This window comes from Halomonas sp. AOP22-C1-8 (assembly GCF_052378905.1).
GTDB lineage: Bacteria > Pseudomonadota > Gammaproteobacteria > Pseudomonadales > Halomonadaceae > Vreelandella > Vreelandella citrativorans.
On record NZ_JBQSYD010000015.1, the window covers coordinates 1 to 26,972 of the forward strand.

Here is a 26,972-nt window from a genome sequence, read left to right on the forward strand (position 1 = left end):
CTAGGTGTCTTGATGGGGAGTGTATTCGGTTTTGTGGGGCTGATGTTAGTACGGATGTCCTTGGTAAAAGGCTAAATAAAGTCAGCGGCAGCATTGCACAACCATAACGATAGCTCAACGGCCTTCAAAAAACACTTGGTCAGTTATGGTGATGATAATTATTCCAAGGCATAATTAGCTTTCAGGCGAATCAGATTGCGAAAAGAGTTTCCTCTGGAAAAGTAACGTTACTGTCCCTTTTTACTTAATTTGAAGGAGTTAGTTTTGAATATTTCACGCTGTATTGCTTTCTCGTCTGTTCTGTTGCTTGCTGCATGCGGTGATAGTGTTCCTGAGGCGACTGATGAGCAGCTAGTTTCATTGTTGGGTGAGCACGAAGAAGCCTATGGTCAGCCGATGCCACCCAGTATTTTGCGCAATACTGAAGAGTGTGTGCGCCTGCTTGCTGGGTTGGAAGATGAAATCGTACAAGATATTCCTGACGAGTATCTTGGAAGAATTAAAGCTGACTGTCGCACTGATCTGCGTGACAAGCTTCAGGAGAGCGAACTGAACCCTATAGGTATAGAGCTCTCACACTTTGAAAATAGAGAACTGGGAGAACGAGTCAGTGAACTTGCAGAGCCTTCACGCGTAGCCGCGCGACAGGCCCGAAATGAGGCAAGAGACGCCAAACAGAAAGCCGATGCCGAAGCGAGAGAAGCAGAGCAACAGGCCAAAATCGACGAGGCACGAGAAAGGATAGTAGTGCTTCAATCCGAGTTGGATGATCGACTGCAAAAATTTGCCCAATTATGTACAGAGTTTATTGAATCTCGACAGTTGGCCTTTGACCAAGATATCACGGTACCAGGTCACTTGAGATGGTCCACGCCTAGTGTCTGTAAAGATAACTTTGCTCAGCAGACAAGATCGCAAATTGGAAATGTGAGCGAACGTCTTGCAGCACTAGAACCTGGTGGCGGAATGTTCGGGCCGTCAATACCTTATCTGGGCGTGGCCGATGCTGAGTACCTGGATGCGCAGAAAGAAGATTTAGAAGGCAAGGTTCAGGAAGTGAACCAGCTGCTCAGTGAGTGATTGCTACTATGCAAAGGCTATAAGCTTGCCCAATAAAGTGAGTCTGAGCTAACAGCCGATCAAATACTCTGCACTGAATTTGGCGCCCAAAGTGGGTGCCGTTTTTGTGCGGCCAGAAAATCAACCGTTAAAAAGTTTAAAGCTGTGTATTTCCAGCACTTATACCGATGGTGAGTAGTAATATCTCTTATTCTATATGCGGCTATGATTATAACCTTTAAGGGAGGGTGGTAGGCTGTTAAAAACCATTCATCATTAGGTAAAAGAGAGACAGCATGAAGACGTTTGCACGTTCAGCGAGTACGGGGCAGGGCATGCCGGAGGTGGCAGGCTTTTTTGATCCGCGTACGTTCAGCGTCCAATACATCGTCAGCGACCCAGCCACAGATAAGTGCGTGATTATCGACCCGGTGCTGGATTTTGACGAAAAGTCCGGCGCAACTGCCACCCACCATGCCGACGAGCTGCTTGCCTATGTGTCGCAGCACGGCCTGAGTGTGGAGTGGATTCTGGATACCCACCCCCATGCGGACCACTTCTCCGCGGCGCAGTACCTAAAAGAGAAAACCGGCGCGCCGACCGCGATTGGCCAGCACATTACTAAAGTACAGGCGCTGTGGAAGGAGATATACCACTGGCCGGAAATGCCCGCTGATGGTCGCCAGTGGGATAAGCTGCTTGCGGCGGGCGATACCTTCAATATTGGCGAATTAAGCGCCCGTGTGCTGCATTCACCGGGGCATACGCTGGCCTCGATTAGCTATGTAATAGGCGATGCAGCGTTTGTACATGACACCCTGTTTCAGCCGGATTTTGGCACCGCTCGGGCTGATTTCCCCGGCGGCGATGCCCGGACACTCTGGCACTCTATTCAGCAAATTCTTGCGCTCCCCGACAGCACCCGCCTGTTTACCGGCCACGACTATATGCCGGATGGCCGCGAGCCGAAATGGGAAAGCAGCGTGGCTGAACAGCGCGACAACAATCCGCATTTGGTGGGAAAAAGTGCCGCGGATTACATTGCCCTGCGCGAACGGCGCGATAGCGAACTGCCCATGCCGAAGCTGATGCTTCACGCGCTGCAGGTCAATACTCAGGGCGGGCGCTTGCCGGAGCCCGAAGCCAACGGCAAGCGCTATCTGAAAATCCCCCTGAATGCCTTGAAAGGGGCGAAGTGGGACTAGCAATAGCGCCAGGGTATATCACGTCTTTCATTGGTGAAAACGTCCTGAAACCGGTAGCGTAATTAGCTCAGGACGTAACCCCTCTCTAGGAAGGCGCATGACTTCAATTTCTCCGCAACAAACGCTGAAAGACGTATTCGGTTTTGATGACTTTCGCGGTGGCCAGCAGGCCGTGGTCTCCCGGGTGTTAAAGGGCCACTCTACGGCGGCTATCTTCGCCACCGGTGCGGGGAAGTCACTGTGTTATCAGTTGCCTGCGCTGCATCTACCCCATTTAACGCTGGTGGTGTCGCCGCTTTTAGCGCTGATGCAGGACCAGCTGGCCTTTTTAACCCGGCATGGCGTGGCGGCGGCCACTATTGATTCTACCCAGGACCGCGACACCATGCGTGATGTGATGGAGCGTGCCAGAAGCGGCGAGTTGAAAATTCTCATGGTGTCGGTGGAGCGGCTCAAGAACGAGCGTTTCCGGAATTTTCTACGCCAGGTGAATATTTCGCTGTTAGTGGTCGATGAAGCCCACTGCTTGTCTGAATGGGGGCATAACTTTCGCCCCGACTATCTTAAGTTGCCCGAGTACCAGCGCGAGTTCGCAATCCCTCAAGTGCTGCTGCTGACCGCCACGGCCACGCCTGCGGTGATTGCCGATATGGGCGAGAAATTCTCCATTGATCCAAATAATGTGATTACCACAGGCTTCTATCGGCCCAATCTTGAATTACTGGTGCACCCAGTAGCGGGTAACCGTCAGCAACATTTGATCGATTGGCTAAAGCCTCAAATGCAGCCGGGCAATGAAGCGCCCAGCATCATTTATGTCACCTTGCAGCAAACTGCTGAACAAGTGGCCAGCGCCTTGGCTGCCCAGGGAATCAGCGCTCAGGCGTATCACGCGGGGCTGGATTCAGTGCGACGAGATGAGATTCAGCGCCAATTTATGAGTGGGGAGTCGCCGTGCATCGTGGCTACCATTGCATTTGGCATGGGCATCGATAAAGGCAATATTCGCAACGTCGTGCATTTTGACCTGCCCAAATCCATCGAGAACTATAGCCAGGAGATCGGGCGGGCAGGACGCGATGGCCTGCCTTCCACCTGCCTGACTATGGCAGGGCGTGATGGCTTGCGCGTGCTGGAAAACTTTGTGTACGGCGATACGCCGGAGTACGCGGGTATTGTGCGCTTGCTTGAGGAGGTCGCCGCCGCCGGTGCGACGCCCGAGCGCCAGTGGGAAGTGCTGCTCAATGTGTTGTCACGCGATACCAATATTCGCCTGCTGCCGCTGAAAACCCTGCTCGTACGGCTGGAAATGCACGGCATTATCGCACCGCGCTTCGCCTTTCTAGCGGAATACCGGTTGCGTTATCACACTGAACCAGAGGCGCTGGTTGCACGCTTTCAGGGTGAACGGGCGGCCTTTGTCCGCCTGCTGGTCGATAATATCCCCATCGCCCGCACCTGGGGGAGTGTGGATTTCGAGCGGCTGCAGTCGGCAGGGCAGGCGCAACAGGTCGATGCCTCCCGCGCTCGCGTGATTACCGCCCTTGAGTACTTTCAGGATAAAGGCTGGCTGACGCTGGAAGGCAAACGAATGACCGACGTGTATGACGTCCGTCAGCCGGAATTCAGCCTTGAGGGGCTGGCGAGCCAGCTATATGACGAGTGTTTAGCGCGCGAGCGGAGCGAGATCGAGCGGCTGCAGGCCATGCTGGCGCTCTTTGAGTCCGATACATGCCTGACCCGGCGTTTAACCGAGCACTTTGGCGACACAACGTTAAGCGCAAGCGACGATAGCCGTTGTGGGCACTGCTCGGTCTGCTATGGGCATAGCGTTCAGTTGCCCGCTGCGCCGTCTTTACCGGCACTGGCAGACGCCGATTTCAGCCGTTACGCCGCGCCCTTTATCGAGCGCCATACGGCGCAAACAGGCCAGCCTCCCAACCGCCAGCGGCTAGCCCATTTTTTGTGCGGCCTGAGTATGCCGGTGTTTACGCCGCTCAAGGCGCGCAGCCTTGATGGCTTTGGCGTATTCGAACAGCGCGCCTACCCTGAGGTGAGGCAGTGGGCAGAGTGGTGTCTTAACCCTGGCGCAGCGTAATGCGGGTGAGTTCTGAAGGCTTGCCTAAGCGCAGCGCAAAGCCAGGCCAGAGCCCGGTGCCGTTATTGACGTAAAGCGTCATTCCGTCAACATCGTAAAAGCCTGAGACAAAACCGTTATTGGCCAAGGCCACAATACGATCAAACCCCCAAATCATACCGCCGTGGGTGTGGCCGGAAAGCTGCAAATCAACCCCGGCGGCAGCTGCCCTAGCGGCATCAAACGGCTGGTGGTCAAGCAGGATAATCGGCGCGCTAGTGGGGGCGTCAGCGATTGCTTCGTCTACATCCGGCGCGGGCCAGCCGGTACGCGGTGCTCGTAAATCGGTGATGCCAGCAAGCACCAGGTGGGCACCGTCTCGTGTGATCACAGCATGTTGATTGGCCAGCGTCTGCATACCAAGTGATTGGTAATGCGCCATCCACTGCTCGTACCCAAAGTAATATTCGTGGTTGCCGGGGCTTGCATAAACGCCATCCGGCGCCGAAAGTGCTTGAAGCGGTGCTACATCCATCCGTCGGGTTTCGAGGTCGCCGTCGATCAGGTCGCCGGTAATCACGATTAAATCAGGTGCCAAGGCGTTGGTTTTGGTGACCACCGCGTTAACCCATGGCGCCTCAAATAACCGGCTGATATGCAGGTCGGTTAAATGAATTATTTGATACCCGTCAAACTGCGTGGGCAGCCCGGTAATGGTTACTTCAACCTCCTTCATGGGCGGTACGCGCACTGCCTGGTTGACCCCAAAGGCCGCGATGCCCAGAGCGATGATCCCAATCGCATAACGCAAAGAGGCGGGGATCTTGAGTCGCCGCCTTTTTGCTGCCATTAAGAGAAGCGTTACCGCATCAACGATGAGTTGTAACACCGCCAGAAAAAGGAGGGTGCCGAACAGCCAGTTGATCATTAGCACCATGCTTCTGGGTACCTCGGGGGAAAACATACTGCCAAAGGCCAAAAACGTCAGCAGGTGGTGCTGTGAAACGAGAAGCAGTAACGCGCTGAGGGCAATCTTGACCCATAACGGCCAACGCAGCGGTGCCAGGAAACGGGCAATAACCATCAGGCAGGGTATGGCAACGATGAAGTGAAACATCAAAGGGGACTCGTATAAGAGAGTGGGCGTAGTTATATAGATAAATGGCTAAATTAGCTATTCATCAAAAAGTGTAAAAATCGCTTGGTTCAACGGTACGTGCATTCGCAAAGTGCTTTCGCTACGTACATTCGCTAAGTGTTGCCACTAAGTACGTTCATCGGGCAGGCGGCTTTCACGCCAGTTATCCCACGCGGGAGCTGGACCCACCATTTCAAACAGATGATCCAAAAAGGCACTTACCTTTCGCGTATGCAGGCGACGCTGCGCGTACAGTACATGAATATCGCGCCTGCCGGGGGCGACCTCGCAGCGCCACTCTTCAAGTACGGGTAGCAGTTTTTTTGAAGCCAATTCATCGGCGATTAACCAGGTAGGAAACATGACGAAACCCTGACCCATGAGCGCTGCTTGCACCAGGCATCCGGCATCGTTGCTATAAAGAGGGCCATCGACTTTGCAGGTAATGGGCTGCGGCTGCTCGGGATGGTGGAAATACCAACGCTGGCGGCCCATTTCGCCCTGGTAAAGCAAGCAGTTGTGCTGGCTCAGGTCATCGGGCGTATTCGGCGTGCCTGCGTGTTGCAAGTAGCTCGGCGCGGCGGCCACCACGTAATTCATCGGGGCTAAACGGCGTGCCACCAGCGTGGTGTCGGCCAGTTCGCCAACGCGAAACGTGATATCGATGCCCTCGCGTACCGGGTCGGTTAATTGATCGGTCAACATTAACTCGACGTTGACCGCCGGGTAGCGCTGCTGAAAGCGATGCAGAATTGGCATGATTTGACGCTGACCAAAGGCGACCGGCGCGTTTAAGCGCAGCACACCGGAAGGCTCGGCATTTGGCGCTGTCAGCGCTTCGGTCGCCAGGTCGAGCTGTTCAAGGATGCCTCGCACGTCTTGGTAGTAGCGCTCACCGGCTTCGGTCAGCGTCACTGCCCGCGTGTGCCGGTAGAGCAGTTGCTGACCCAACGACTCCTCTAGAGACGCAATTTGGCGCGAGATAGACGACACAGCTCTATGAAAATGACGAGCCGTGGCGGTAAAGCTGCCGGTCGCGGCAACGCGCTCGAAAACGCGTAATGCATTGAGATCCATTAGGTTGCGCCTAAAGCAATAAATATTTGCGATTTTTCCAATTGTAGCAACTCTGGTTGCTGTCCAGAATAAGCCATAACCGATACGAACACAGCGTTCGTCGTTTTCAGAGTGTTTCTCAGAGCTAACTCTTTCAAAGCAATTTTGATGGCAACGAGTTACCTCGTTTGGATAAGGAGTCGATAATGCGTAAAGGCAATGCTCTTATAGTAGGTGCTACCGGTATTACTGGCGGCAACCTGGCAAGCTATCTCAATGCTAGTGGCTGGACCGTTTATGGTTTGTCACGCCGTCCCACTACCCAGACAGGCATTATCCCTGTTACTGCTGATCTACTGGATCGCGAGGCCACCGAGATAGCCTTGGCAGATTTACCCATCACGCACGTGTTTTACTGCACCTGGATCAAGCGCGATAGTGAAAAGGCCAACGTCGAGGCCAACGGCGCGATGATGCAGAACCTGCTGGATGCCTTGCAGGGCGCGAAAATTAAGCATGTCTCGCTGGTAACCGGCACCAAGCAGTACCTGGGCTCTTTTGAGAGCTACGGCAGCGGCAAGACTGAAACGCCATTTCGTGAATCCGCGCCGCGCGTACCCGGCGAAAACTTCTACTACGCCCTTGAAGACACCTTGTTCGCCGCCGCCGAACGTGACGGTTTCAACTGGAACGTGCACCGCCCGCATACCGTGATCGGCTATGCCCTGGGTAACGCCATGAACATGGGCGTGACGCTGGCGGTTTACGCCTCCATCTGTAAGGCAACCGGCAAGCCGTTTACCTTCCCAGGTTCGCAGGTGCAGTGGAATGCACTGACCGACCTAACCGATGCGCTGGTGCTGGCACGTCAGTTGGAGTGGGCGGCCACTACCCCGGGGGCGCACAACGAAGCGTTCAACACCGTTAACGGTGACGTTTTCCGCTGGCGCCGGATGTGGCGTGAAATAGGCGAGTTCTTCGAGCTGGAAGTTGCCGATTGCCCGGAAACGCCGCTGCCGCTGGAAACACAAATGGCCGATAGCGCGCCAATCTGGGCCGACATTGCTGAGAAGCATGACCTGATGGAAGCCGATGTGACCAAGCTGGCTTCCTGGTGGCACTCCGATGCCGACCTTGGGCGTGAGCTTGAGTGCGTCAACGATGTAACCAAGTCCCGGGATTTCGGCTTTGATCATTTCCGCGAAACCCGCGGCGCGTTCTTTGATCTGTTCACCCGCTTACGCGCAGAGCGCATCATTCCTTAAGTAATACCGCTTTCAGAAAAATCGCCACCGGGGTGCCTAATGGCACCCCGTTTTTGCGTTCCTGAGCACCTTCTTGGATGTACTGGCTCAAGTGTGATGATGATACAAATGAGTTAACCGGATGCTTATTAAAAAGAGTAGCAAAGCTATTAATAATTTTAACGTATAGCAGTAAGTGTCGAGCTGTCTTGTTGTTAAGGGATGAGCTTAAAAGATATTCGTCGTATTTTTTTAAATATTAAGGCGCACTAAAGCCGGGCCTTGTTATGCTTTTAAAAAGCCTAACAACCCTATTTCTTTTTTGCTTTTACGCGTTACTATTAACACGGTTCGCGTAGATGTTTTTAAATGCTCGAAGATAAAAGAAGGCGGCCCGCGAGTTAACGCATGCGGATAGTTGTACTGAATGAACGCACCGGTCTGGAACGTAAGAAATGCGCCGCTCAACGCAACGAAGGCTTCGTGGGCAAGGGCGGGTAACGCAATAGAGAGCGACGGGCTGTGTTGCCACAGCTCACAGTAGCCGCACTGGTTGTGCCAGTCTGACAACGTGCTGGAAAGCGCGCGGCCAGTAGCCGTATCGGGTGGGGAAGAGTGCGCTACAGGGTGCTCGGCGTGTTCATCCGTAGAGTGATGATGTTCAGCATCCGCATTGTGGTGATGACTGTTGCTGTGGTTATGGAGCTGGCTGTGAGCATGGTGGCCATGGTCGTGATGACCCGCCTGGAACTGAGAAATGAGCGGCCCCGCAAATAACAGGCACATGGCTACCCACGCCATCGCTAACGTAACGCGATAGTAGGGTAAGCGTGCTGAGCGAGACAGTGGCATCAAATTCAGCCCTCACGGGGTTAACAAGAAGCGTGATTGTACCAGCCCGGTACTGTGTAACCATAAAATTATCCGTTAACGGTAGATTCCTTAAATCGCTAAGCCTTATGCGTCCTATGGTCGCTCTCTTTATATGAATGATTTAAGAAGATGTTTGTAGTGTTTTAATCGTTAGCTTTTTAAAGATTAATAATCCTTTGCATATACGTCATGTCGATAAAGCACGTTGTTTAATATCTCTTGGGAAATGATAAGCATGTCCTCAAAAAAAAACGATCCAACGCTGCCCCGGCGAAATGGAAAAATTCTCTTTGCGCTAGTAATGCGAATACACTTTTATGTGGGGCTTTTGGTAGGTCCCTTTATCCTGGTGGCCGCCTTAAGCGGTATTGTCTACGTTTTAACACCTTCGGTGGAGTCGAGGCTTTACCGTGATGCTTTAACGGCAAGTACCCAGGATGCACCGCAGCCGCTGGCGCGGCAAATTGAAACGGCGCAGTGGGTGATAGGCCAGGACACGCTACCCGCCGCGGTTCGCCCCGCACCGGATGCGCACAGTACCACGCGTGTTATGTTTGCTGACCCAGCGCTTGGGCCTTCCGAGCATCGGGCTATTTTTATAGACCCGGCAATGCTTGACGTGAAAGGCGACATGACGGTGTATGGCACCAGCGGTATATTGCCGTTTCGCACGGCGCTTGATCAGTTTCACCGTAATTTGCTGTTAGGTGATGTAGGGCGCTTGTACAGCGAACTAGCGGCGTCATGGTTATGGATCATTGCGCTGCTGGGCCTGGTGCTTTGGTTAGCGCGACGTAAAGCGCTTAAAAGCCCAAGCCCGCGTATGGCGGCACGGCGCTTGCACGCAACCGTCGGTGTTTTTGCGCTCGTCGGGCTGCTGTTTTTCTCAGCCACGGGGCTTACCTGGTCACAATGGGCCGGTGGCAATATTGGCGAATTAAGACAGGCGTGGGGCTGGGGTACGCCGAGTGTATCGACCGTGCTTCCCGCGCCAGGGGATGCAGTGAGCCATGATTCCCATGCCCATCACGACATGCATGCCGACCATGGTGTGAGCAGCGCCCCCGAAGCCGGAGATTTTGTAAGCCCGGAAGGGTTCGACCAGGCGCTTGCGGCAGCCAGGAGCGCAGGATTACTGGCAGGTAGAATCCAGCTAGAACCGCCTGCCAGCGAAGGCCGAGCGTGGCGTGTGACTGAAATTGACCGCCGCTGGCCTACCCAGGTAGACCAGGTCGCACTGAACCCAAGCGATATGCGTATTCTTGAACAAACGGATTTTTCAACGTTTCCCTTGGCGGCAAAGCTAACGCGCTGGGGTATTGATTTACATATGGGCGTACTGTTTGGCCTGCTTAACCAGCTGGTGCTGGCGCTATTTGCAGCGGCCCTGGTGTTTCTTATTGTGTGGGGTTATCGGATGTGGTGGCAGCGCGTTAAAAACACCACGGTGAATAAGGCACAAACCATGACCGCGCTGTTTATCATGCTGGGCGTGCCTGCTCAGTTGGGCCTGCTCGCCATCCTAACGCTTTTAGGGTTCGCCTTACCGGTATTGGGCGGCAGCTTGATCATTATTGCGATTATTGATGCGCTGCGCTGGGCGGCTTCCAGAAAGCACCGAAGTGTCTAAAAACGCTGATAATAAGCGCAATAGAAAAGGCCTCAGGTATCTACCTGAGGCCTTGGTGCTTGCAAGCAGATTTATTCCCACGCGGGGAAGGGGTCAGGCAGCGTTTTCCACATCTCCATGCCTTCCAGTAGCTCGCCTTCGTTGAGTAAGCAGGCATCCAGCGCTTCACGCATGCGGGCTTTATCCAGCCCTTGGCCGATAAACACCAGCTCCTGGCGCATATCCCCAAACGGCTCTTCCCACTTCTCGGTGATGAATTGGCGGTACTCGGGGTCAGTTGGCCAGCGCTCTTCAGGAACCGCCTTCCAGAACATACCGGCCATGCCGTGATGGGCGATGCCGCCTGCCTGGCTCCACTGCCCGGCCCACTGAGGGCGAGTGGCCAGCCAGAAAAAACCTTTCGAGCGCAATAAACCCTCGCCAAACCACTCGGAATGCAGCAGGTCGTGAAATTTGGCCGGGTGAAATGGGCGGCGGGCGTGATAAGCAAAGCTTCCGATGCCGTACTCTTCGGTTTCGGGTACGTGCTCGCCACGCATCTCTTTTAACCAGCCCGGCGCCTGCTGAGCGCGTTCAAAGTCAAACCTGCCAGTATTTAGCACTTTATTAAGCGGCACGCCGCCTTGGCGAATAGGCACCAGCTCGGCATCGGGGTTGAGGGAGTGCAAAATGGCTTTTAGTGCCTCCAGCTCTTTTTCGCTAATTAAATCCGTTTTACTAATCAGCAATACATCGCAGAACTCGATCTGATCCACCAGCAGGTCGGCAACGTTACGTTCATCCTCTTCGCCGAGACTTTCTCCTGCTTCCGCCAGGCTTTGCGCTTCACGGTATTGGGCAAGAAAATTGGCACCATCAACGACCGTTACCAGCGTATCCAACCGGGCGATATGGGAAAGGCTTTGGCCGTCCTCATCCTCAAAGGTAAACGTTTCAGCCACTGGCAAGGGTTCGGAAATACCGGTCGACTCAATGACCAGATAATCGAATTTTCCTTCCTTTGCCAACTGGTTGACTTCGATAAGCAGGTCTTCGCGCAGCGTGCAGCAAATGCACCCATTGCTCATCTCGACAAGGCGTTCTTCTGAGCGATTAAGTGCGACTTCGCTCTCAAGCGTTGGCTCGCCTGGGCCACCGCGCACCAGCGCGGCGTCGATGTTCACCTCACTCATATCGTTCACAATCACCGCCACACGAAGGCCTTCACGGTTGGCGAGGATATGATTGAGCACGGTGGTTTTACCAGCACCCAGAAAGCCCGACAGCACGGTAACGGGCAGGGGAGAAAACGCAGTCATTACTAGCACGCCTCTAAATGGTTTATGTTATGTGATAATATAACAATATGAAGGCAATTAGAAAGCGCGCATTAATTCAGCCAGGAAAAATCTCAGCGCTTGTATTGAGTAGGCCAGTAGCTGCGCAGCCCATTTGGCGTTTAAGGCACGCTGTTTGGAGCAGTTAGTTATTACCTTGAAGGCGGAAGAAGGGGGGAGGGAAATGCATTGGGCGTAACGATCTCAAAAGCGCTATGGTGAATTCAGGATATCCAACGCGCGGCAGGTAAACACCATGGCCCAGACCTTTCAAACGACAGTAGGCAGCCGCCATTATCGCTTTAAAAGCCTTGCCGAACTGATGGCCAAAGCGACCCCGGCGCGCTCGGGCGATCGTTTAGCGGGTGTAATTGCCGAAAGCGCTGAGGAGCGCGTGGTGGCACAGATGGTGTTGGCGGAACTGCCGTTGACTACTTTCTTGAACGACGCTCTGATCCCCTACGAACACGATGAAATCACCCGGCTGATTATCGATGAGCATGACGCCGAGGCCTTTGCGCCCCTTCGGCATTTAACGGTAGGGGATTTTCGTAACTGGCTGCTCTCGGATCAGGCAACTTCAGAAGTGCTCACTGCCGTTCGCGCTGGTATTACGCCGGAAATGGCCGCGGCGGTCAGCAAACTGATGCGCAATCAGGATCTGATTCTGGTGGGCAGAAAGTGCCGAGTTACCACGGCTTTTCGTAATACCATCGCCTGCCCGGGCGGCTTTCTACCCGGCTACAGCCCAACCACCCGACGGACGATGTCACCGGCATTGCGGCGAGTATTCTGGACGGCCTGCTCTACGGCAGCGGCGACGCGGTCATTGGGATTAATCCGGCCACCGATAACGTGGCTCAAAGCGTTAAACTGATGCGCTTAATGGATGACGTGATTCAGAAGTACCAAATTCCCACCCAGTCCTGCGTGCTAACCCATGTGACCAATACGCTGGAAGCTATTGAGCAGGGCGCTCCGGTGGACTTGGTGTTTCAGTCGATAGGCGGTACCGAAGCCACCAACCGAAGCTTCGGGTTTGATTTAAGCACGCTTGCTGAAGCCGAAGCGGCTGCCCAGTCGCTTAATCGGGGCACGGTGGGGCGCAACGTCATGTACTTTGAAACCGGCCAGGGCAGTTCGCTCTCCGCGGATGCTCATCATGGGCTTGACCAGCAGACCTGCGAGGCGCGTGCCTATGCGGTGGCGCGCAAATTCAGCCCGCTGTTGGTCAATACGGTGGTGGGGTTTATCGGCCCCGAATACTTGTTCGATGGTAAAGAGATCACCCGGGCCGGGCTTGAGGACCATTTCTGCGGCAAGCTTTTGGGCGTGCCCATGGGCTGTGATGTTTGCTACACCAACCATGCTGAAGCCGACCAGAACGATATGGACAACCTGCTGACCCTGTTGAGCGTAGCGGGCTGCAGTTTCGTGATGGGCGTTCCGGGGTCTGACGACATTATGCTCAATTATCAGACCACCTCGTTTCACGACGCGCTCTACGCCCGCCGCGTGCTTGGGCTAAAAGCCGCGCCGGAGTTTGAGCGCTGGCTTGATGAGATGCAGATTTTCAACGATGTGAAAACACACACGCTAAACGACCAGGTGCCCGCCGCGTTCGCTAACAGCCTGCGCCACTTGCCTAGGGAGCCACGCCATGACATCTAACCCAACGCCTATTGTTGTAGAGAACCCTTGGGAATGGCTGCGTGCATTTACCGATGCGCGTATCGGCTTGGGCCGGGCGGGCATCAGCCTGCCTACCGGTAAGCTGCTGGAGTTTCAATTGGCCCACGCTCAGGCGCAGGATGCGGTGCATGCCCCGCTGGATGTCGAAGCGCTGGCTCAGCAGTTGCAAGAAGCCTTTGCGCTTGAACATGAGCCGCTTCGCTTGCACAGCCAAGTGGAGGACCGCGCCATGTATCTCCAGCGCCCCGATGTTGGCCGCCGGTTGAATGATGGTTCGCGGGAGCGCTTACACAATGCCCAAACGTCGCCATCACGTGTGGATCTGGCTGTGGTGATCGTCGATGGGCTTTCTGCTCTGGCGGTCCAGCAGAACAGCCAGCCATTTTTAAAAGCGCTGTATCAGCAGTTTGAGCAGGATAACGCTGAGTGGCAGTTAGCGCCGCTCGCTATCGTCGAGCAGGGCCGGGTGGCGATTGGTGATGAAATTGGCGCGCTGCTCAATGCCGATGCGGTACTGGTGATGATCGGTGAGCGACCCGGGCTTAGCTCGCCGGATAGCCTCGGACTTTACATGACTTGGGCGCCCGAGCCGGGGCTTAAGGATGACCGGCGCAACTGCATTTCCAACGTGCGCCCAGCGGGCTTGAACATGCAGAAGGCAGCCCGGCGGCTCTTTTTACTGCTTAAAGACGCCCGTAAGCTGAAAATATCGGGCGTTAAATTAAAAGATCGCAGTGAAGATGGCGTATTTGAAGACAGTGTACTTGAAGACAAGGTACTTGAAGGCGACGCAGCCGCTCCGGGCGCAACGAAAAACTTTTTGGTCGCTGATTAGCGCTTATGCCGCACGACGTGACGAGGCTACTCACTTATTCAATAAAGCGCCTTTGCTGAATGGCTTCATGGCGTTTCATCCTATAGGCTGATCAAAAAGCGACAAGAGTCCCGCTTGTGAACACCACGCCTGCCTATCGCTTGGCCGCGACCATTTTGCATGGCTTTGAAGCGTACCGTACCCGCTTTAAAGCGATCACCCTGGATGCACAACGCCGCTTTCAAGAAGGTGCCTGGCGGGAGAGCCAGCAAGCGTCCATTGCGCGGATTAATCTCTATCAGCAGCAGGTGGATGACGCGGTTGAGCGTCTCAAGCGTACGTTTTCAAATGGGTTATTAACCCATTGCGAGGTCTGGCGTGAAGCGCGTAGCCACTATGCCGAGCTAATTCGTCCGCGGCGGGATGTTGAACTGGCCGAAACCTTTTTTAACTCGCTCTTTTGCGCCATTTTCAAGCATCGCCATATTCGCAATGAGTGGATGTTTGTGATCAGCTCACGAAAGAAGGCCGCGCAGCGTTCAGGCATTGAATTGTGCCGACGCCGTTCCATTGATGGGGATTGGCAGGCGGCCCTGCGCTGGGCACTGGAAGGCGCTGCCTTGCACAACCCGTTTGCCGATATGGCACGAGATACTCGCTTGGGTGCCGCACTATTAAACAAAACGTTGCCAGACACTATATGGCAGGCCAGGGACGCCGCTATAGAGCTGCTCCACAGCGTTTTTTACCGCAATAAAGGGGCATACCTGGTGGGGCGAATCACCGGCGGCGGGGAACAAGTGCCACTGGTCTTGCCAGTACGCCACCAGGAGCATGCCGAGCAGAACACTGAGGGCGTCCCCCGGCTTCATCTGGATACCGTACTGATTACGCCTGACGATGTAGCCATTATCTTCTCGTTCAGCCGGGCGTATTTTCAGGTGGATGTCGCGGTGCCGAATGAGTGTGTGGGTTACCTGCAGCGCTTAATGCCCCATAAGCCAGCCGGTGAGCTTTACGCGGCCATTGGCTTTTTTAAACATGGTAAAACCGAGTTCTTTCGCGCGCTTAATCAGCAGGTCGCCAAGCGCGAGGATGTGTTTATTATCGCCCCCGGCGTGCGCGGGATGGTAATGGCCGTGTTTGTACTGCCAAGTGCGCGTACGGTATTCAAGATCATTAAAGACGAGTTCGACCCTGCCAAGGACGTGACACCTGATATCGTGCGCGAAAAGTATCATTTGGTGAAGCGCCACGACCGGGTAGGCCGCATGGCCGATACTCAGGAATTTTCTAACTTCACCGTGCATAACGACCATTTCGCCCCGGAATGCTTGGCTCACCTGTTGGAAGTTGCCCCCTCTACCGTGTCGCTGAAGGGCGAGAAAGTCGTCATCAAACACTGTTATACCGAGCGCATGATGACGCCGCTGAATATCTATCTGGAGCAGTGTGACGATGAGGCGCAGTTAGCGGTGCTCAAGGACTATGGCGATGCCATCAAGCAGATGGCCGCCGCCAATATTTTTCCAGGCGATATGCTGCTCAAAAACTTTGGCGTTACGCGCCAGGGGCGGGTGATTTTTTACGACTACGATGAGGTGTGTTACCTCACCGAGTGCCACTTTCGCGCTATCCCGGCCTCGAGTGGTGACGATTACCTGAGCGGTGGAAATGAAAGCTTCTCCATTGGCCCGAATGATATCTTTCCCGAGGAGTTTGGCCCGTTCATGTTTGCTAACCCGGAGCGGCTGCGGGTGTTTAAACAGCTTCACCCGGAGCTGTTTGAGGTTAGCTACTGGCAGGGCCTGCAGCAGGCCATTGTCGATGGCCGTATCATTGACGTGTACCCTTGTGGAAACGAGCAGCGCTTTGTAGACGCTGAACAGTAACCGCGGTAAAGCAGCGAGGTAATCATGACGACAGCGCGCCATCTGGTGGTATTTACCGGCTCGGGGATCAGCGCCGAAAGTGGTATCAAGACATTCCGCGCAAGCGATGGCTTATGGGAAGACCACCCGGTTGAAGAGGTGGCAACGCCGCAAGGCTGGCAGCGCGACCCCCAGCGCGTACTGACGTTTTATGATCAGCGCCGAGAGCAGATTCGCAGTGCCCAACCCAATGCCGCGCACAGGGCGCTGGCAAGCCTGGAGAAGGCGGGGTTCAAGGTCACCGTTATCACTCAAAATATTGATGACCTACATGAGCGGGCAGGTTCCAGCGATGTGATCCATTTGCATGGCGAAATTTTAAATGCCCGCTCCAGCGCGGATGAACGCATGCGCTATCCGCTCGTTAAAGGCGGTATTGCGTTGGGTGATCTGTGCGATAAGGGCAGCCAGCTGCGCCCTGACGTGGTCTGGTTTGGCGAGGCCGTGCCGCTGTTTGAAGAGGCCTGCGAACTAGCCAGCCAAGCGGATTTTTTGCTGGTCGTCGGAACCTCGCTTGCGGTGATGCCCGCCGCCTCGCTGCTCTCGTATATCGACTACGACACGCCCTGCGCACTGGTTGACCCGGATGCCGATGCCTTAAGCCCACCCGGTGTACTGGCGATTAATGCCTCTGCCGGGGAGGGCGTGCCCGCCCTGGTAGAGCGCTGGAAAAGAGAAGGTGCGCTAACACTGCCTTAACGCTTTAGCCTGACAAGCGGGGTGACGATTTCAGAAACCAGGCCTTCATGACATCAGTAATGTGGGTTAGCTGCTGCTCAGAGGTAATATAGGCGGGCATGGTATAGAGCCAGCGCCCAATCGGGCGTAGCCAAACACCCTGCTCGCGAGCAAATGTGGCAACGCCTGTTAACGCTGTTTCCGAGTGCGCTTCAATAACGGCCGTGGCACCCAGTACGCGTACATCGGCAACCTCTGGGTGCGCCATGAGCGCTTGATCCTCCAGTAAGGCGCGGCACAGTAACCGGTTTAAGAGCGCTATTTTTCCAGGATAGTTTTCCTCTTCAAATACCGCCAGGCTTTCCAGCGCTACCCGGCACGCCAAGGGGTTGCCCATAAACGTTGGGCCGTGCATAAAAGCATGCTGTGCGCTGTCACCGATAAAAGCGTCGTGAATGCGGTCGGTCGCAAGCGTGGCGGCGTGGCCCAAATAGCCGCCAGTTAGCCCTTTGGAAAGCACCATGATATCCGGGCTAACGTGGGCGTGATCGGCGGCAAATAATTTGCCGGTGCGGCCAAACCCCGTGGCAACCTCATCAAAGATCAGCACCACGTTAAATGCGTCACACAGGGCCCGGGCGCCGCGCAAATAATTCGGGGAGGTCATGTTCAGCCCACCTGCAGCCTGCAGCAGCGGCTCCATCAGCAGCGCAGCAATGTCCTGATGGTGACGTTCAAGCACCTCGCCTAGCGCATCTAAATCGGCGGCTACCTGCGCTTGCGTTGCGTTAAAAGGAGCGGTTGGCGCAGGCGCAAAATGGTGCTGAGGCAGCAGGCTTGAAAACAAACTGTGCATGCCTTCTTCTGGGTCGCACACGGCCATGCAGCCCGTGGTATCTCCGTGATAGGCCTTCATTAGCGAGAGCATTTTGCACTTTTTCGGTTGCCCGGTAAGCACGTGGTACTGCAGCGCCATTTTCATCGCCACCTCCATGCCTACCGAGCCGCTGTCAGAGTAGAAGACGTGATTAAGCCCGTCGGGCGTGACGCGCACCAGCTCACGCGCCAACTGGTCGGCAGGGTCATGGGTGAGCCCGCCGAGCATCACATGGCAGAGTGTTTCCGCCTGCTCGCGAATGGCCGCCACCAGGCGCGGATGGCCGTAACCGTGAATCATGCACCACCAGGAGCAGGTAGCATCCAGCAGGCGCTCGCCGCTTTCCAACTCAAAATAGGCGCCGCTACCGCCGACCACCCTGGGGGCGGGCGGTTGGGTTTTAAGGTGTGCGTAGGGGTGCCAGACTGGCGAGTTCATAATTCCTCCAACGAGAGATAGCGGTGGGCGGTGGCCGCATCGGGCGTTGTCAAATGCGGCACAATGCCCAGGCAGGGCGCTGCCAGCCTGGCGTTAAGGTGGGCCATGTTGGCTGTGAAACGGGCAGTATCCGCCGCAAAGGCGGGGTCAATCACACTGCCTGCCCAGCCCGCAAGCGTCAGACCGTCGGCGCGAATGGCATCGGCCGCTAAGCGGGCATGGTTCAGGCAGCCGAGCTTTAAACCAACCACCAGGATCACCGGCAGCCTCAGCGCGATGGCGATGTCGGCAAAATCCTCCTGTTCGTTGATCGGCACGCGCCAGCCGCCCGCACCCTCAATCAGAGTGAACGCCTTGGGCGTCTGGCCAAGGGTGTCGCGCAGGCAGTGGGCAACCTCAGACACGCTTAGCCTCTGGCCTGCCTCCTGTGCGGCCAGGTGAGGTGCTATCGCAGGCTCAAAGGCCATTGGGTTAACCGTGGCGTAGTCAACCGGCGGTTCACACTGCTGCTGCAGTGCCAGCGCATCGCCATTGCGCAGCCCTTTCGTCGTTAGCGAGCTGCCAGAGGCGATGGGCTTAAGCCCTAAGGTGCTCAACTGCTGGCATCGGGCGGCATAAAGAAGCGCGCTTCCGACCAGCGTTTTTCCCGCATCGGTGTCGGTGCCGGTAACAAAAAAGCGCTTCATCGGGGTTTCTCCAGCTGCAGGTTCAGGCAGTGATAGCTGACCGGAAGCCCTTGGCGCTTACGAAGCTGCTCAAAGCGCGTGGCAGCCGCTGCCAGGTCCGCCCGGGTGAGCATGGCGTTGGGCCTGGCCACTTGTGCGCCAACCCCCTTGATGGAAGCCATAACGGCCTTGATGTCAGGATAAAAGAAGGTTTCCACGCGGGTCGCTTGGTGAGTGCAGCGCAGGCCGCTTTCGTGAATAGCATCGTTAACCAGGCGGTAGGAGGGCGTCGTTAACAGCGCGCTTGAGCGCTGCCAGGCGAAAGCCACTTCGACCAACGTGCCGGGTAATAGCGTACTGATGTACGCCAGGCCACCTGGTGCCAGCACTCGATACAGCGACTGCATGACGGCCAGAGTGTCGCGGCACCATTGAATGGCCAGGTTGGAAAACACCAGGTCGAATAGGTAACAAGGGATGGGCAACGACTCGGCACTGCCTGGCTGCCAGGCAATGTGGTCGCCGTGGCGCGAGCGAGCGTGCTCCAGCATGCCCGGCGCAATGTCCAGCCCCGTGACGTGTCCATGGGGGTAGCGTTCGGCTAGCCGCTGCGACCAATAGCCAGTGCCGCAGCCCAGGTCGAGTATATGGCTAGCCTCAGAGGGCAAGTCGTTCCATAGCGTTTCACCGATATGGCGTTGGGCGCTGGCCAGTGCATCGTATTGCGGTGCTGCCCGGGAAAAAGCGTGCGCCACTCGGGCCTGCCAGTCGGCGCTGGGCCGCCGTAACTGAGGGGGGATCGAACTCATGCCATTTCCCTGGCAGATAGCGCAGCAGCTTGAGCGGCGAGCAGTGACGCCAAACGCGCTGGCTGCGAGAGCATTGGGCAGTGGCCGCCGCGTTCAAGTGTTAGCGTCCGCTGGCACTCAATAGCGCTGATCAGTGGGTCATGCTCGCCCACCAGATGAACCACCGGGCATGGCGATGTGTTAAGACGTCGACGATTATCCAGCGTGGCCAGCCAGTGAAGGCCTGCAGAAAGCGTGGTGCGGTCTGCCGGGGGCGTACTGCCAAGCAGGGCACGCAGCTGTGCGTGAACCTGATACGGTGCGGGCTCTCCTTGAGCCTGCCAGCGCAGAAAGTGACGCCACGCAGCATCGCCACGGTGCGCAAAGATGGCCTGGAAGTCGGCAAGCGCTGCTGACGTCGCGCTATCCGGCGTGCAGAACCTGGCACCTGCTCCCAGCAGTAGTAGCCCCTGGGGCGCAGGAAGATAATCAAGCAGCGCCGTCGCCAGCAGGCCGCCCAGCGACCATCCGACCCAAACCGCATCGCTGGGCAGACGGCTTGCCATGGCCGTGGCAAGCTCACTCAGGGAAGCGTTGGCAGGCAGTGCAGGAACCTCGCCGTAACCAGGCCAATCAACGGCGGCGACCTCGACGTTGGCGGGCCAGTAAGGGTGCAGCGGCCGCCAGATGCGCCGGTCAATTCCCCAGCCTGAAAGCAGTACCAGGCGCGTCATAATGCCTCCAAGTGGCAGGCCGCCAGCGTTTCGAGAAGTCGGTCGATATCACTACGCGAATGGCGAGCGCTGAGCGTAATTCGCAGGCGAGACTCAGCCCTGGGCACGGTGGGTGGACGAATTGCGCCAACGTCAATTCCCGCTTGATACAGCTGTTCGGCCCACTGCAGCACGCGCGACTCGCCTCCCAGATACAGCGGTTGAATGGGCGTGCGCGATTCACCCAGCGGCAGGTTCAGCCGTAGAGCCTCTTCACGAAAGTAGTCTATATGACGCGCAAGGCGCAGGCGGTGCTCGGGCTCGCGCTGGACAATCGCAAGCGCTTCCAGCGTCGCGGCGCTAACGCCGGGCGGCTGTGCGGTGGTATAGATATAGCTTCTGGCGAACTGGGTCAGATGGTCGATCAACTGTGCATCGCCTGCAACAAACGCACCGGCCGTGCCCAGCGCTTTGCCCAGTGTACCGACCAGAATCGGCACCTGGTCACTTCCCCAGCGTGTGCCCACACAGCCGCTGCCGTTATTACCTATAAGGCCAAGGCCGTGGGCATCATCAATCATTAGCCAGGCAGCATGCTGTTGGCTTACCCGCACCAGCGCTTCAATGTCGGCCACATCGCCATCCATGCTGAAGACACCGTCGCTAACCACTAGCTTGTGGGTACAGCGGCTGCGCGCCAGCAGGCGGCTCAAGTCGTCACTATCGTTATGGTGGTAGCGCCGTGAGCGGGCGCCGCTCAGCGCGCTTCCATCCAGCAAGGAGGCGTGATTGAGCCGGTCGTGAAAAATGGCCGTGTGGGTATCGGCCAGCGCCTGTAGCACGCCCAGGTTTGCCATATAGCCGGTGGAGAACAGCACGGCTCGCTCGCGGCCTGTCCAGGCTGCCAGGGCGTCTTCCAGGGCATCGTGAATCGCGTGGTGGCCGTTCACCAGATGCGATGCGCCAGCCCCGGCGCCAAATCGGCGAGCGCCTTCGGCTTGGGCAGCCTGAACGCGAGGGTCGGTTGCCAGGCCAAGATAGTCATTGTCTGCGAAGTTCACCAGGTGTGGCTGTCGGGTACGCCGAGTGCGCCACTGCTGGGCGTGCTGACGAACCGCTCGCGCATTGGCCAGACGTTGATGCCACGCCTCAGACACTGGCATCCACCGCAAGCTCAGCGACGCGCTGGTTAAGCTGCTGCTGAGCCAAGCGCTCACTTTGCGCGGCCTCGCTTTCACAGGTTTCGCGCGTTTCTGGATGCAGGCCTAGCTTGGCAAACAGGGCGCGGTCGCGGTCGGCTTGGGGGTTGCTGGTCGTTAGCAGCTTGTCGCCGTAGAAGATGGAGTTGGCACCGGCCAGAAACGCCAGCGCTTGGGTGGATTCGCTCATCTGCTCGCGCCCGGCGGAAAGCCGTACATGGCTTTGGGGCATCATGATGCGCGCGACGGCAATGGCGCGGATAAACTCCAGCGGGTCGAGGTCTTCCACGTTCTCAAGTGGCGTGCCGGGCACTTTGACCAGCATGTTAATCGGCACCGATTCCGGGTGCGGGCTGAGTTTGGCCAGTTGTTGCAGCAGGGCGCTCCTATCCTGAGCACCTTCCCCCATGCCCAAAATGCCGCCGGAGCAGACCTTCATGCCCGCCTCACGAACAGTCGCCAGGGTTTCCAAGCGGTCACTGTAGGTGCGCGTGGTGATGATTTCGCCGTAGTAGTCGGGAGACGTGTCCAGGTTGTGGTTGTAGTAATCAAGCCCGGCGGTTGCCAAGCGGGTAGCCTGTTGGTCGTTGACCATGCCCAGCGTCATGCAGGTTTCAAGCCCCAGCGCCTTTACCTGGCGGACCATCTCTTCGACAACGAGCAGGTCCTTGTCCCGGGGGCTGCGCCAGGCTGCGCCCATGCAGAAACGGCTGGCGCCAGCTTGCTTAGCGGCCTGGGCCTGTTCCACCACCTTTTCGATTTCCAACAACTTCTCTTTTTCAAGCTGTGTGGTGTAGTGGCCCGATTGCGGGCAGTACTTACAGTCTTCGGGGCAGGCGCCGGTTTTAATCGACAGCAAGGTTGATACCTGGACCGCGTTAGGGTCGAAATGCGCTCGATGCACCTGCTGGGCCTGGAACAGCAAATCGTTAAATGGCAGGGCAAACAGGGCGTTGATTTCTTCAAGCGTCCAGTCATTGCGTGGGGCAGCAGTCGCGATCATTGGTAAACCATATTTATATAAAGAGTTGACAAGACTCTAGCGACGAAGCGTTTGTTGTGTCAACTATGAAAGTTAAAAAGGTTTACGGTGGTGATGGATTCGTCAACGATCAAGCACTGCTTTATACTCTGCGCCCTTTTTCATCCTGTTGACTACCTTTGGAGCGCGGATGCCTGCCTCAACTGAATGTGATTCTGTCACTGGTCATCCTCGCCCACCGCGTCGAGAGTTCAAAGCGCGGGGCAGTTTTGTCATACGCTGTGAGGGCTGCAATTTGCCCGCGCTAAACTGCCTTTGCCCGTACCAGGTGAAGGCCGAAAGCCACGCCCAGGTATGGCTGCTGACGCATCCGTTGGAGCACCATAAGCCAACCAATACGGGCCGATTGATAGGGGACGTGCTGGCGCAAACGCAGGTATTTACCTGGTACCGAACGGCGCCGGATGCTCAGTTAACCGAGCTTTTGGCAGACCCGCGCTACGTGCCCTTTGTCATCTTCCCGGATGACCAGCCCGATTATGCCGACCGTGTGGTGGGAATGGACGCCGTACACAGCGCCATACAGGCGTCGCGTATTCCTGTGTTTATCATTCTGGATGGTACATGGCGGCAGGCACGGCGCATGTTTCGCAAGAGTGCGTACCTGGATGCGTTGCCGGTATTGCCGTTACATACCGAACGCGAAACCCGCTACCGGCTGCGTAAGCCCGCCTCGAAAGCGCATTTATGTACGGCAGAAGTGGCCATTGAGCTGTTGCGCCAAGGGGGCGACAACAACGCGGCGGCCGTGCTGGATGACTACTTCGATGTGTTTAACGATAGCTACGCCGCCAGCCGGTTCTACAAGAAAATTGCAGAACCCACTGAGGCAATGACACGCCTGTTAGCACGAAAGGAAGAGTTTGAAGAGTTGGAAGAGAGTCGCTAGCGGGCAGCGCCGGGTAGCCAACGCAGGAGTATCTTGCGCACCCAGTACCAGCGGTTAATCAGCAGGGCGGTAAAAATTAGCCCGCAGCCGAGTAGCTGTAGCGGCGCCATAACTTCGCCAAACCACCAAGCGGCAAATAATGCGGTCCATACCGCTTCCAGCATCAATACCACCGAGGCGTGGCTTGGCGTGGTCATTCCCTGGGCGGTAATTTGCAGGAAAAACCGCAGGGCGCTTGCCAATAGAACACTGGCCATAAACCAGCCCAGAATAGACGTGTTAAGCGCCACGGGCTGGCGCTCAAACATAAAGGACACCAGGGTTAATACGGTGCCCACGGATAACAGCTGAAGTGTGGTGAGCGGTAGGGCGGCTACGTTTCGCACGACGCGGGTATTAATATTGATGAGTAACGCAAAGCAGAGTGCTGCGCAGACCATCAAAAGCTGGCTGGTTTCTACCTTGAAACCAGCATTAAGGGAGAGTAATGCGAAGCCCAGCAGGGCAACGGGCAGGGCGATCCAGGTGGTGCGTGGTGGTCTGTCGCCAAACAGCAGCTTGGCAACGATAGGCACCAGCAATATCCCCAGGCTATTGATAAACGCACTTTCGCCCAGGTGATTTGACGTCGCAAGCCCCATGATCCAGAAGCCAATGGCGCCGCTAAACAGAAAGCCCACAAAAATACCGCGCCGAATACGCCGTGCTGGCATAGCGCTTAAGGCGGGCCAGGCAAAGCCCAGCAGGATGAGCCCAGCCAGCAAAAAGCGTGTGCCGATAAACAGCAGCGGCGGCATACCGGCTAGCGCTTCCTTGGAGAAAATCCATCCGCCCGCCGCTAGTATGGTTACCAGCAACAGCAGGGCATCTGCCTGCCAGGGCGAACGCTTAAGCGTACTCACGCCGCACCACTACCAAACAAGGCACCTGCAATTCGAAAGCCTGCGACCCAAGTGCCCACGGCTGAGCCGAGCGTGGCGAGGATAAATACCAGCAGCGTGCGCGACACCCGGTTTTTCCACCACCCTTTGAGGTGGGTGACATCCTGACGTAGCGAGGCGAAGTCGCGCACCTTGGGCTTGCGCATGTAAAGCTCCACCCCGGCGGCGACAAAACCGGCCCCAATCGTTGGATTAAGCGAGGTAAGCGGGGCGGCAAAGAAAGTGGTAATAACGGTGACCGGGTGGGCAAGCGCAATAATGGTCGCCCCGCCGGACAGAATCCCGTTGATCAAGAACCACTCCAGCACCAACTGCCAACCCAAGTCGGTATTGCGTGAGAAGCCAATACCAAAGCCGGTAATGACCAGCGCGGTAATCAGCCACGGCAAGGCTTTCCAGAGTTTGGAGGGCGGCGGTGAAGCTTCCAACGCTTCGCGCTCTACCGTTGGGTTCTCGGGTAATGGTGCTTCCAGGTGCTCAACGGTGCCTTTCAGGTGGCCAGCGCCCAGCACCACTAACACGTTCTTGAAGCGCCCAGGTGGCGCCTGTTCGGCAAGACGTAGCACCATGTAGCGGTCGCGCTCGCGAATCAGTGGGGTGTAAAGGGCTTCAGATTCAGCGGCAAACTCGCTAAACGTGGCTTCCAGCATATCGCCTTCTTTTAGCTTTTCGATCTCTTCCTTGGATACGTCCTGGCGCGATAGTACGCTGCCAATCAGGCCTGAAAAGAGTGAAAAGCGTTGCCACCAGGGCACGTTGCGGTAGATGCGCTTAAGCGTTATCCCGACATCGCGGTCAACCAGTAAAAGCGGCAAGTTACGGTTACGGCACTCTTCAAGCGCGGCGCGCATCTCGGCACCTGGCTCAATGCCGGACTGCTCAGCGATGCGTTGTTGAAAAGCGCCCAGTGCCAGGCTTGCCGCGACCATGCCCGCTTTGCCCTGCTTGAATACCTGGAAAAGGTCCTGCTCACCCATGGCATCCGGGTTCGTCATGCTGTGATGGCGAGCGTCGCACAGCTCAATCGCTACGGCGTCATAAAGCCCGCTGTCAGCCAGCATTCTTACATCGTCAGCACTTTGTGCCGACACGTGCGCCGTACCCAGCAAGGTGTAGGTAGTGCCGCCCACGGTAACCGTTTTCAGCGGCCCGCTAGTGGCGGGTAGTGCGTCAGGCGCCGTGGCTAGCGGGGTGGTGTCGTCTTGGGTCATTAAAGTGTCTCAATTAAAATAGTAAACGGCATCATCCGAATTAGCGCCGCCAAAAAGCGGGCGTAAATAACACTAACACGGTAAAAATTTCCAGGCGGCCCAGTAGCATGGCAAGCACCAGTATCCATTTGGCAAGATCAGGTAGCTCGCCGTAGTTCCCGCTGGCTTCTCCGAGCGCCGGGCCAAGGTTATTAAGCGCTGACCCCACAGTCGACCAAGCGGTGACCTGATCCACGCCGGTCGCCATAACGCCCATCAGCATTAAAAAGAACAGCATGACGTAGGCGGAGAAGAACCCCCAAACAGCCTGGGCGATGCTGTCGGGTACACTCACTTTGCCGACTTTAACCGCGATAACCGCATTGGGATGGATCAAGCGCATAACCTCGCGCATGCCCTGTTTGAGAATCAGGATGATCCGGATGACCTTCATCCCCCCCGCCGTTGAGCCTGAGCAGCCGCCCACAAAGGCGGCAATAAACAGTAAAAAAGGGATGGCGCCAGGCCAGGCCGAGAAGTCAGCGACGGAAAAGCCTGCTGTGGTCGCGATGGATACCACCTCGAAAAGCGCGTATCGCAAGCCGCTTAGCGTATCGTAGGTGTGTGTCAGCCACAGGGTAATCGCGGTAATCGTGACAAGCCCTGCCAGAAACAGCATTAAAAAGCGCGCTTCCGGGTCTTGAAAGTAGTGCAGCAGACGTTTTTCACGCCACGCGATAAAGTGCAGGCTAAAACTAAACGCAGAAATGAGTATAAAGGCTGCGCAAATCAGCTCAATCGCGGGGCTATTGAAGTAGCCGATGCTGGCATCGTGAGTAGAAAAGCCACCAATCGCCACGGTAGAGAAACTGTGCCCCAAGGCATCAAACCAATCCATGCCGGCCAGCATATAGGCCACCATGCAGGCCATGGTGAGAGTGGCGTAGATGTACCAAAGCGCTTTAGCCGTTTCGGTAATTCGTGGTGTTAGTTTGGAGTCTTTCAGCGGCCCTGGAATTTCGGTGCGGTAGAGTGCCATGCCGCCGACCCCAAGCGTAGGCAGAATCGCGACGGCCAGCACCACAATCCCCATCCCGCCAAGCCACTGCAACTGTTGGCGATAGTAGAGAATCGACTTGGGCAAAAAGTCGATCCCCGTAATCACCGTGGCGCCTGTCGTGGTCAGGCCTGAAAACGATTCAAACACCGCATCGGTAATGCTCAGCGAGGCATCGCCAAACAGCATCAGCGGTAGCGAACCAAACAGCGCCAGGACCGTCCAGAACATCGCCGCGATTAAAAAACCATCACGGATGCGTAGCTCTTTGTGGGCACGGCGATTGGGTAGGTACAAGGTTAAGCCGGTGATCACCGTAATGGCGATACCGATCATAAATGCGTACCAGACCCCATCGCGAAACCACAGGGAAATCAAAATGGGGGGGAGCATCGTCAGGCTGAACAGCATCAGCAACAGCCCTAAAATGCGTAAAATGACCCGCAGACTCATGGTAGGT

Annotated in this window: 22 protein-coding genes and 1 pseudogene; 10 read left to right on the forward strand and 13 right to left on the reverse strand. The window is 56.3% G+C overall.

What is annotated here, in order from left to right:
• Positions 1 to 264: 264 nt before the first annotated feature.
• The 3 genes from ACT3TY_RS09755 to ACT3TY_RS09765 all read left to right on the forward strand — a co-directional run bounded on the left by ACT3TY_RS09755 (position 265) and on the right by ACT3TY_RS09765 (position 4,362).
• On the forward strand, positions 265 to 1,080 hold the full coding sequence (locus ACT3TY_RS09755; RefSeq protein WP_441678937.1) for a hypothetical protein: 816 nt from the start codon (positions 265 to 267) through the stop codon (positions 1,078 to 1,080).
• Between the two features lie 275 nt (positions 1,081 to 1,355).
• Entirely contained in the window at positions 1,356 to 2,264 is a 909-nt protein-coding gene (locus ACT3TY_RS09760; protein ID WP_441678939.1) for an MBL fold metallo-hydrolase, read from the forward strand.
• A gap of 97 nt (positions 2,265 to 2,361) precedes the next feature.
• Positions 2,362 to 4,362 (forward strand): RecQ family ATP-dependent DNA helicase, encoded by a 2,001-nt coding sequence (locus ACT3TY_RS09765; protein ID WP_441678941.1) that lies wholly within the window; start codon positions 2,362 to 2,364, stop codon positions 4,360 to 4,362.
• On the opposite strand, the gene ACT3TY_RS09770 is transcribed toward ACT3TY_RS09765, so the two are convergent.
• Together ACT3TY_RS09770 and ACT3TY_RS09775 are read right to left on the reverse strand one after the other, a co-directional pair.
• On the reverse strand, positions 4,343 to 5,458 hold the full coding sequence (locus tag ACT3TY_RS09770; RefSeq protein WP_441678943.1) for a metallophosphoesterase: 1,116 nt from the start codon (positions 5,456 to 5,458) through the stop codon (positions 4,343 to 4,345). The genes ACT3TY_RS09765 and ACT3TY_RS09770 overlap by 20 nt on opposite strands.
• 147 nt (positions 5,459 to 5,605) lie before the next feature.
• Positions 5,606 to 6,556, reverse strand: a complete 951-nt coding sequence (locus ACT3TY_RS09775; RefSeq protein WP_441678945.1) for a LysR substrate-binding domain-containing protein — start codon at positions 6,554 to 6,556, stop codon at positions 5,606 to 5,608.
• 185 nt (positions 6,557 to 6,741) lie between these two features.
• Here ACT3TY_RS09775 and ACT3TY_RS09780 point away from each other — a divergent pair, with 185 nt between their 5' ends.
• The gene (locus ACT3TY_RS09780) at positions 6,742 to 7,800 is read left to right on the forward strand and encodes an SDR family oxidoreductase (protein ID WP_441678947.1); all 1,059 of its coding nucleotides are present in this window, start codon (positions 6,742 to 6,744) and stop codon (positions 7,798 to 7,800) included.
• A 264-nt stretch (positions 7,801 to 8,064) separates the two neighbouring features.
• Here ACT3TY_RS09780 and ACT3TY_RS09785 read toward each other — a convergent pair whose 3' ends face one another.
• Positions 8,065 to 8,631 carry a DUF2946 domain-containing protein gene (locus tag ACT3TY_RS09785; RefSeq protein WP_441678949.1) on the reverse strand — a complete coding sequence of 189 codons (567 nt, stop codon included), beginning with the start codon at positions 8,629 to 8,631 and terminating at the stop codon, positions 8,065 to 8,067.
• A gap of 256 nt (positions 8,632 to 8,887) precedes the next feature.
• Between ACT3TY_RS09785 and ACT3TY_RS09790 the strand changes: the two genes are divergently transcribed.
• Positions 8,888 to 10,282 (forward strand): PepSY-associated TM helix domain-containing protein, encoded by a 1,395-nt coding sequence (locus ACT3TY_RS09790; protein ID WP_441678951.1) that lies wholly within the window; start codon positions 8,888 to 8,890, stop codon positions 10,280 to 10,282.
• Between the two features lie 71 nt (positions 10,283 to 10,353).
• Here ACT3TY_RS09790 and zigA read toward each other — a convergent pair whose 3' ends face one another.
• Positions 10,354 to 11,580: a zinc metallochaperone GTPase ZigA gene (gene zigA, locus ACT3TY_RS09795; RefSeq protein WP_441678953.1), complete on the reverse strand. Its 1,227-nt coding sequence runs from the start codon at positions 11,578 to 11,580 to the stop codon at positions 10,354 to 10,356.
• Between the two features lie 274 nt (positions 11,581 to 11,854).
• On the opposite strand from zigA, the pseudogene ACT3TY_RS09800 reads away from it, so the two are divergent.
• From ACT3TY_RS09800 to ACT3TY_RS09815, 4 genes and pseudogenes are all read left to right on the forward strand, one after another.
• A pseudogene (locus ACT3TY_RS09800) lies at positions 11,855 to 13,269 on the forward strand (ethanolamine ammonia-lyase subunit EutB).
• Entirely contained in the window at positions 13,259 to 14,125 is an 867-nt protein-coding gene (gene eutC, locus ACT3TY_RS09805) for an ethanolamine ammonia-lyase subunit EutC (protein ID WP_441678955.1), read from the forward strand. The pseudogene ACT3TY_RS09800 and the gene eutC overlap by 11 nt, the downstream one beginning before the upstream one ends.
• Before the next feature lie 116 nt (positions 14,126 to 14,241).
• The gene (gene aceK, locus ACT3TY_RS09810; protein WP_444628045.1) at positions 14,242 to 15,996 is read left to right on the forward strand and encodes a bifunctional isocitrate dehydrogenase kinase/phosphatase; all 1,755 of its coding nucleotides are present in this window, start codon (positions 14,242 to 14,244) and stop codon (positions 15,994 to 15,996) included.
• Positions 15,997 to 16,020: 24 nt separating this feature from the next.
• Positions 16,021 to 16,734: an SIR2 family NAD-dependent protein deacylase gene (locus ACT3TY_RS09815; RefSeq protein ID WP_441678959.1), complete on the forward strand. Its 714-nt coding sequence runs from the start codon at positions 16,021 to 16,023 to the stop codon at positions 16,732 to 16,734.
• 4 nt (positions 16,735 to 16,738) lie between these two features.
• Here the strand turns inward: ACT3TY_RS09815 and bioA are convergent, their stop codons facing one another.
• From bioA to bioB, 6 genes are read right to left on the reverse strand one after another with little or no spacing between them, the layout of a single operon-like run.
• Positions 16,739 to 18,028: an adenosylmethionine--8-amino-7-oxononanoate transaminase gene (gene bioA / locus ACT3TY_RS09820; RefSeq protein WP_441678961.1), complete on the reverse strand. Its 1,290-nt coding sequence runs from the start codon at positions 18,026 to 18,028 to the stop codon at positions 16,739 to 16,741.
• Entirely contained in the window at positions 18,025 to 18,714 is a 690-nt protein-coding gene (gene bioD / locus ACT3TY_RS09825; protein ID WP_444628046.1) for a dethiobiotin synthase, read from the reverse strand. Before bioD ends, bioA begins: the two co-directional genes overlap by 4 nt.
• Positions 18,711 to 19,502 (reverse strand): methyltransferase domain-containing protein, encoded by a 792-nt coding sequence (locus ACT3TY_RS09830; protein ID WP_444628047.1) that lies wholly within the window; start codon positions 19,500 to 19,502, stop codon positions 18,711 to 18,713. Before ACT3TY_RS09830 ends, bioD begins: the two co-directional genes overlap by 4 nt.
• The gene (locus ACT3TY_RS09835) at positions 19,499 to 20,215 is read right to left on the reverse strand and encodes an alpha/beta fold hydrolase (RefSeq protein ID WP_444628048.1); all 717 of its coding nucleotides are present in this window, start codon (positions 20,213 to 20,215) and stop codon (positions 19,499 to 19,501) included. The genes ACT3TY_RS09830 and ACT3TY_RS09835 overlap by 4 nt, the downstream gene beginning before the upstream one ends.
• Positions 20,212 to 21,357, reverse strand: a complete 1,146-nt coding sequence (bioF, locus tag ACT3TY_RS09840; protein WP_444628049.1) for an 8-amino-7-oxononanoate synthase — start codon at positions 21,355 to 21,357, stop codon at positions 20,212 to 20,214. The genes ACT3TY_RS09835 and bioF overlap by 4 nt, the downstream gene beginning before the upstream one ends.
• The gene (gene bioB / locus ACT3TY_RS09845) at positions 21,344 to 22,396 is read right to left on the reverse strand and encodes a biotin synthase BioB (protein ID WP_444628050.1); all 1,053 of its coding nucleotides are present in this window, start codon (positions 22,394 to 22,396) and stop codon (positions 21,344 to 21,346) included. The genes bioF and bioB overlap by 14 nt, the downstream gene beginning before the upstream one ends.
• 169 nt (positions 22,397 to 22,565) lie before the next feature.
• On the opposite strand from bioB, the gene ACT3TY_RS09850 reads away from it, so the two are divergent.
• Positions 22,566 to 23,324 (forward strand): tRNA-uridine aminocarboxypropyltransferase, encoded by a 759-nt coding sequence (locus ACT3TY_RS09850; protein WP_444628051.1) that lies wholly within the window; start codon positions 22,566 to 22,568, stop codon positions 23,322 to 23,324.
• On the opposite strand, the gene ACT3TY_RS09855 is transcribed toward ACT3TY_RS09850, so the two are convergent.
• Genes ACT3TY_RS09855 through ACT3TY_RS09865 form a run of 3 tightly spaced genes read right to left on the reverse strand, consistent with a single transcriptional unit; the run spans position 23,321 to position 26,965 of the window.
• Complete coding sequence (locus ACT3TY_RS09855) at positions 23,321 to 24,226, reverse strand: DMT family transporter (RefSeq protein WP_087106509.1); 906 nt, start codon at positions 24,224 to 24,226, stop codon at positions 23,321 to 23,323. The genes ACT3TY_RS09850 and ACT3TY_RS09855 overlap by 4 nt on opposite strands.
• The gene (locus ACT3TY_RS09860) at positions 24,223 to 25,476 is read right to left on the reverse strand and encodes a TraB/GumN family protein (protein ID WP_444628052.1); all 1,254 of its coding nucleotides are present in this window, start codon (positions 25,474 to 25,476) and stop codon (positions 24,223 to 24,225) included. Before ACT3TY_RS09860 ends, ACT3TY_RS09855 begins: the two co-directional genes overlap by 4 nt.
• Before the next feature lie 40 nt (positions 25,477 to 25,516).
• Positions 25,517 to 26,965, reverse strand: a complete 1,449-nt coding sequence (locus ACT3TY_RS09865; RefSeq protein ID WP_087106513.1) for a TrkH family potassium uptake protein — start codon at positions 26,963 to 26,965, stop codon at positions 25,517 to 25,519.
• Positions 26,966 to 26,972 lie beyond the last annotated feature (7 nt).

What these genes read in the sequence shown, in the direction of transcription:
- ACT3TY_RS09760 (WP_441678939.1), top strand. Translation starts at nt 1,356, where the DNA reads ATGAAGACGTTTGCACGTTCAGCGAGTACGGGGCAGGGCATGCCGGAG.
- ACT3TY_RS09765 (WP_441678941.1), top strand. Translation starts at nt 2,362, where the DNA reads ATGACTTCAATTTCTCCGCAACAAACGCTGAAAGACGTATTCGGTTTT.
- ACT3TY_RS09770 (WP_441678943.1), bottom strand. Translation starts at nt 5,458, where the DNA reads ATGTTTCACTTCATCGTTGCCATACCCTGCCTGATGGTTATTGCCCGT.
- ACT3TY_RS09775 (WP_441678945.1), bottom strand. Translation starts at nt 6,556, where the DNA reads ATGGATCTCAATGCATTACGCGTTTTCGAGCGCGTTGCCGCGACCGGC.
- ACT3TY_RS09780 (WP_441678947.1), top strand. Translation starts at nt 6,742, where the DNA reads ATGCGTAAAGGCAATGCTCTTATAGTAGGTGCTACCGGTATTACTGGC.
- ACT3TY_RS09785 (WP_441678949.1), bottom strand. Translation starts at nt 8,631, where the DNA reads ATGCCACTGTCTCGCTCAGCACGCTTACCCTACTATCGCGTTACGTTA.
- ACT3TY_RS09790 (WP_441678951.1), top strand. Translation starts at nt 8,888, where the DNA reads ATGTCCTCAAAAAAAAACGATCCAACGCTGCCCCGGCGAAATGGAAAA.
- zigA (WP_441678953.1), bottom strand. Translation starts at nt 11,580, where the DNA reads ATGACTGCGTTTTCTCCCCTGCCCGTTACCGTGCTGTCGGGCTTTCTG.
- eutC (WP_441678955.1), top strand. Translation starts at nt 13,259, where the DNA reads ATGACATCTAACCCAACGCCTATTGTTGTAGAGAACCCTTGGGAATGG.
- ACT3TY_RS09815 (WP_441678959.1), top strand. Translation starts at nt 16,021, where the DNA reads ATGACGACAGCGCGCCATCTGGTGGTATTTACCGGCTCGGGGATCAGC.
- bioA (WP_441678961.1), bottom strand. Translation starts at nt 18,028, where the DNA reads ATGAACTCGCCAGTCTGGCACCCCTACGCACACCTTAAAACCCAACCG.
- bioD (WP_444628046.1), bottom strand. Translation starts at nt 18,714, where the DNA reads ATGAAGCGCTTTTTTGTTACCGGCACCGACACCGATGCGGGAAAAACG.
- ACT3TY_RS09830 (WP_444628047.1), bottom strand. Translation starts at nt 19,502, where the DNA reads ATGAGTTCGATCCCCCCTCAGTTACGGCGGCCCAGCGCCGACTGGCAG.
- ACT3TY_RS09835 (WP_444628048.1), bottom strand. Translation starts at nt 20,215, where the DNA reads ATGACGCGCCTGGTACTGCTTTCAGGCTGGGGAATTGACCGGCGCATC.
- bioF (WP_444628049.1), bottom strand. Translation starts at nt 21,357, where the DNA reads ATGCCAGTGTCTGAGGCGTGGCATCAACGTCTGGCCAATGCGCGAGCG.
- bioB (WP_444628050.1), bottom strand. Translation starts at nt 22,396, where the DNA reads ATGATCGCGACTGCTGCCCCACGCAATGACTGGACGCTTGAAGAAATC.
- ACT3TY_RS09850 (WP_444628051.1), top strand. Translation starts at nt 22,566, where the DNA reads ATGCCTGCCTCAACTGAATGTGATTCTGTCACTGGTCATCCTCGCCCA.
- ACT3TY_RS09860 (WP_444628052.1), bottom strand. Translation starts at nt 25,476, where the DNA reads ATGACCCAAGACGACACCACCCCGCTAGCCACGGCGCCTGACGCACTA.
- ACT3TY_RS09865 (WP_087106513.1), bottom strand. Translation starts at nt 26,965, where the DNA reads ATGAGTCTGCGGGTCATTTTACGCATTTTAGGGCTGTTGCTGATGCTG.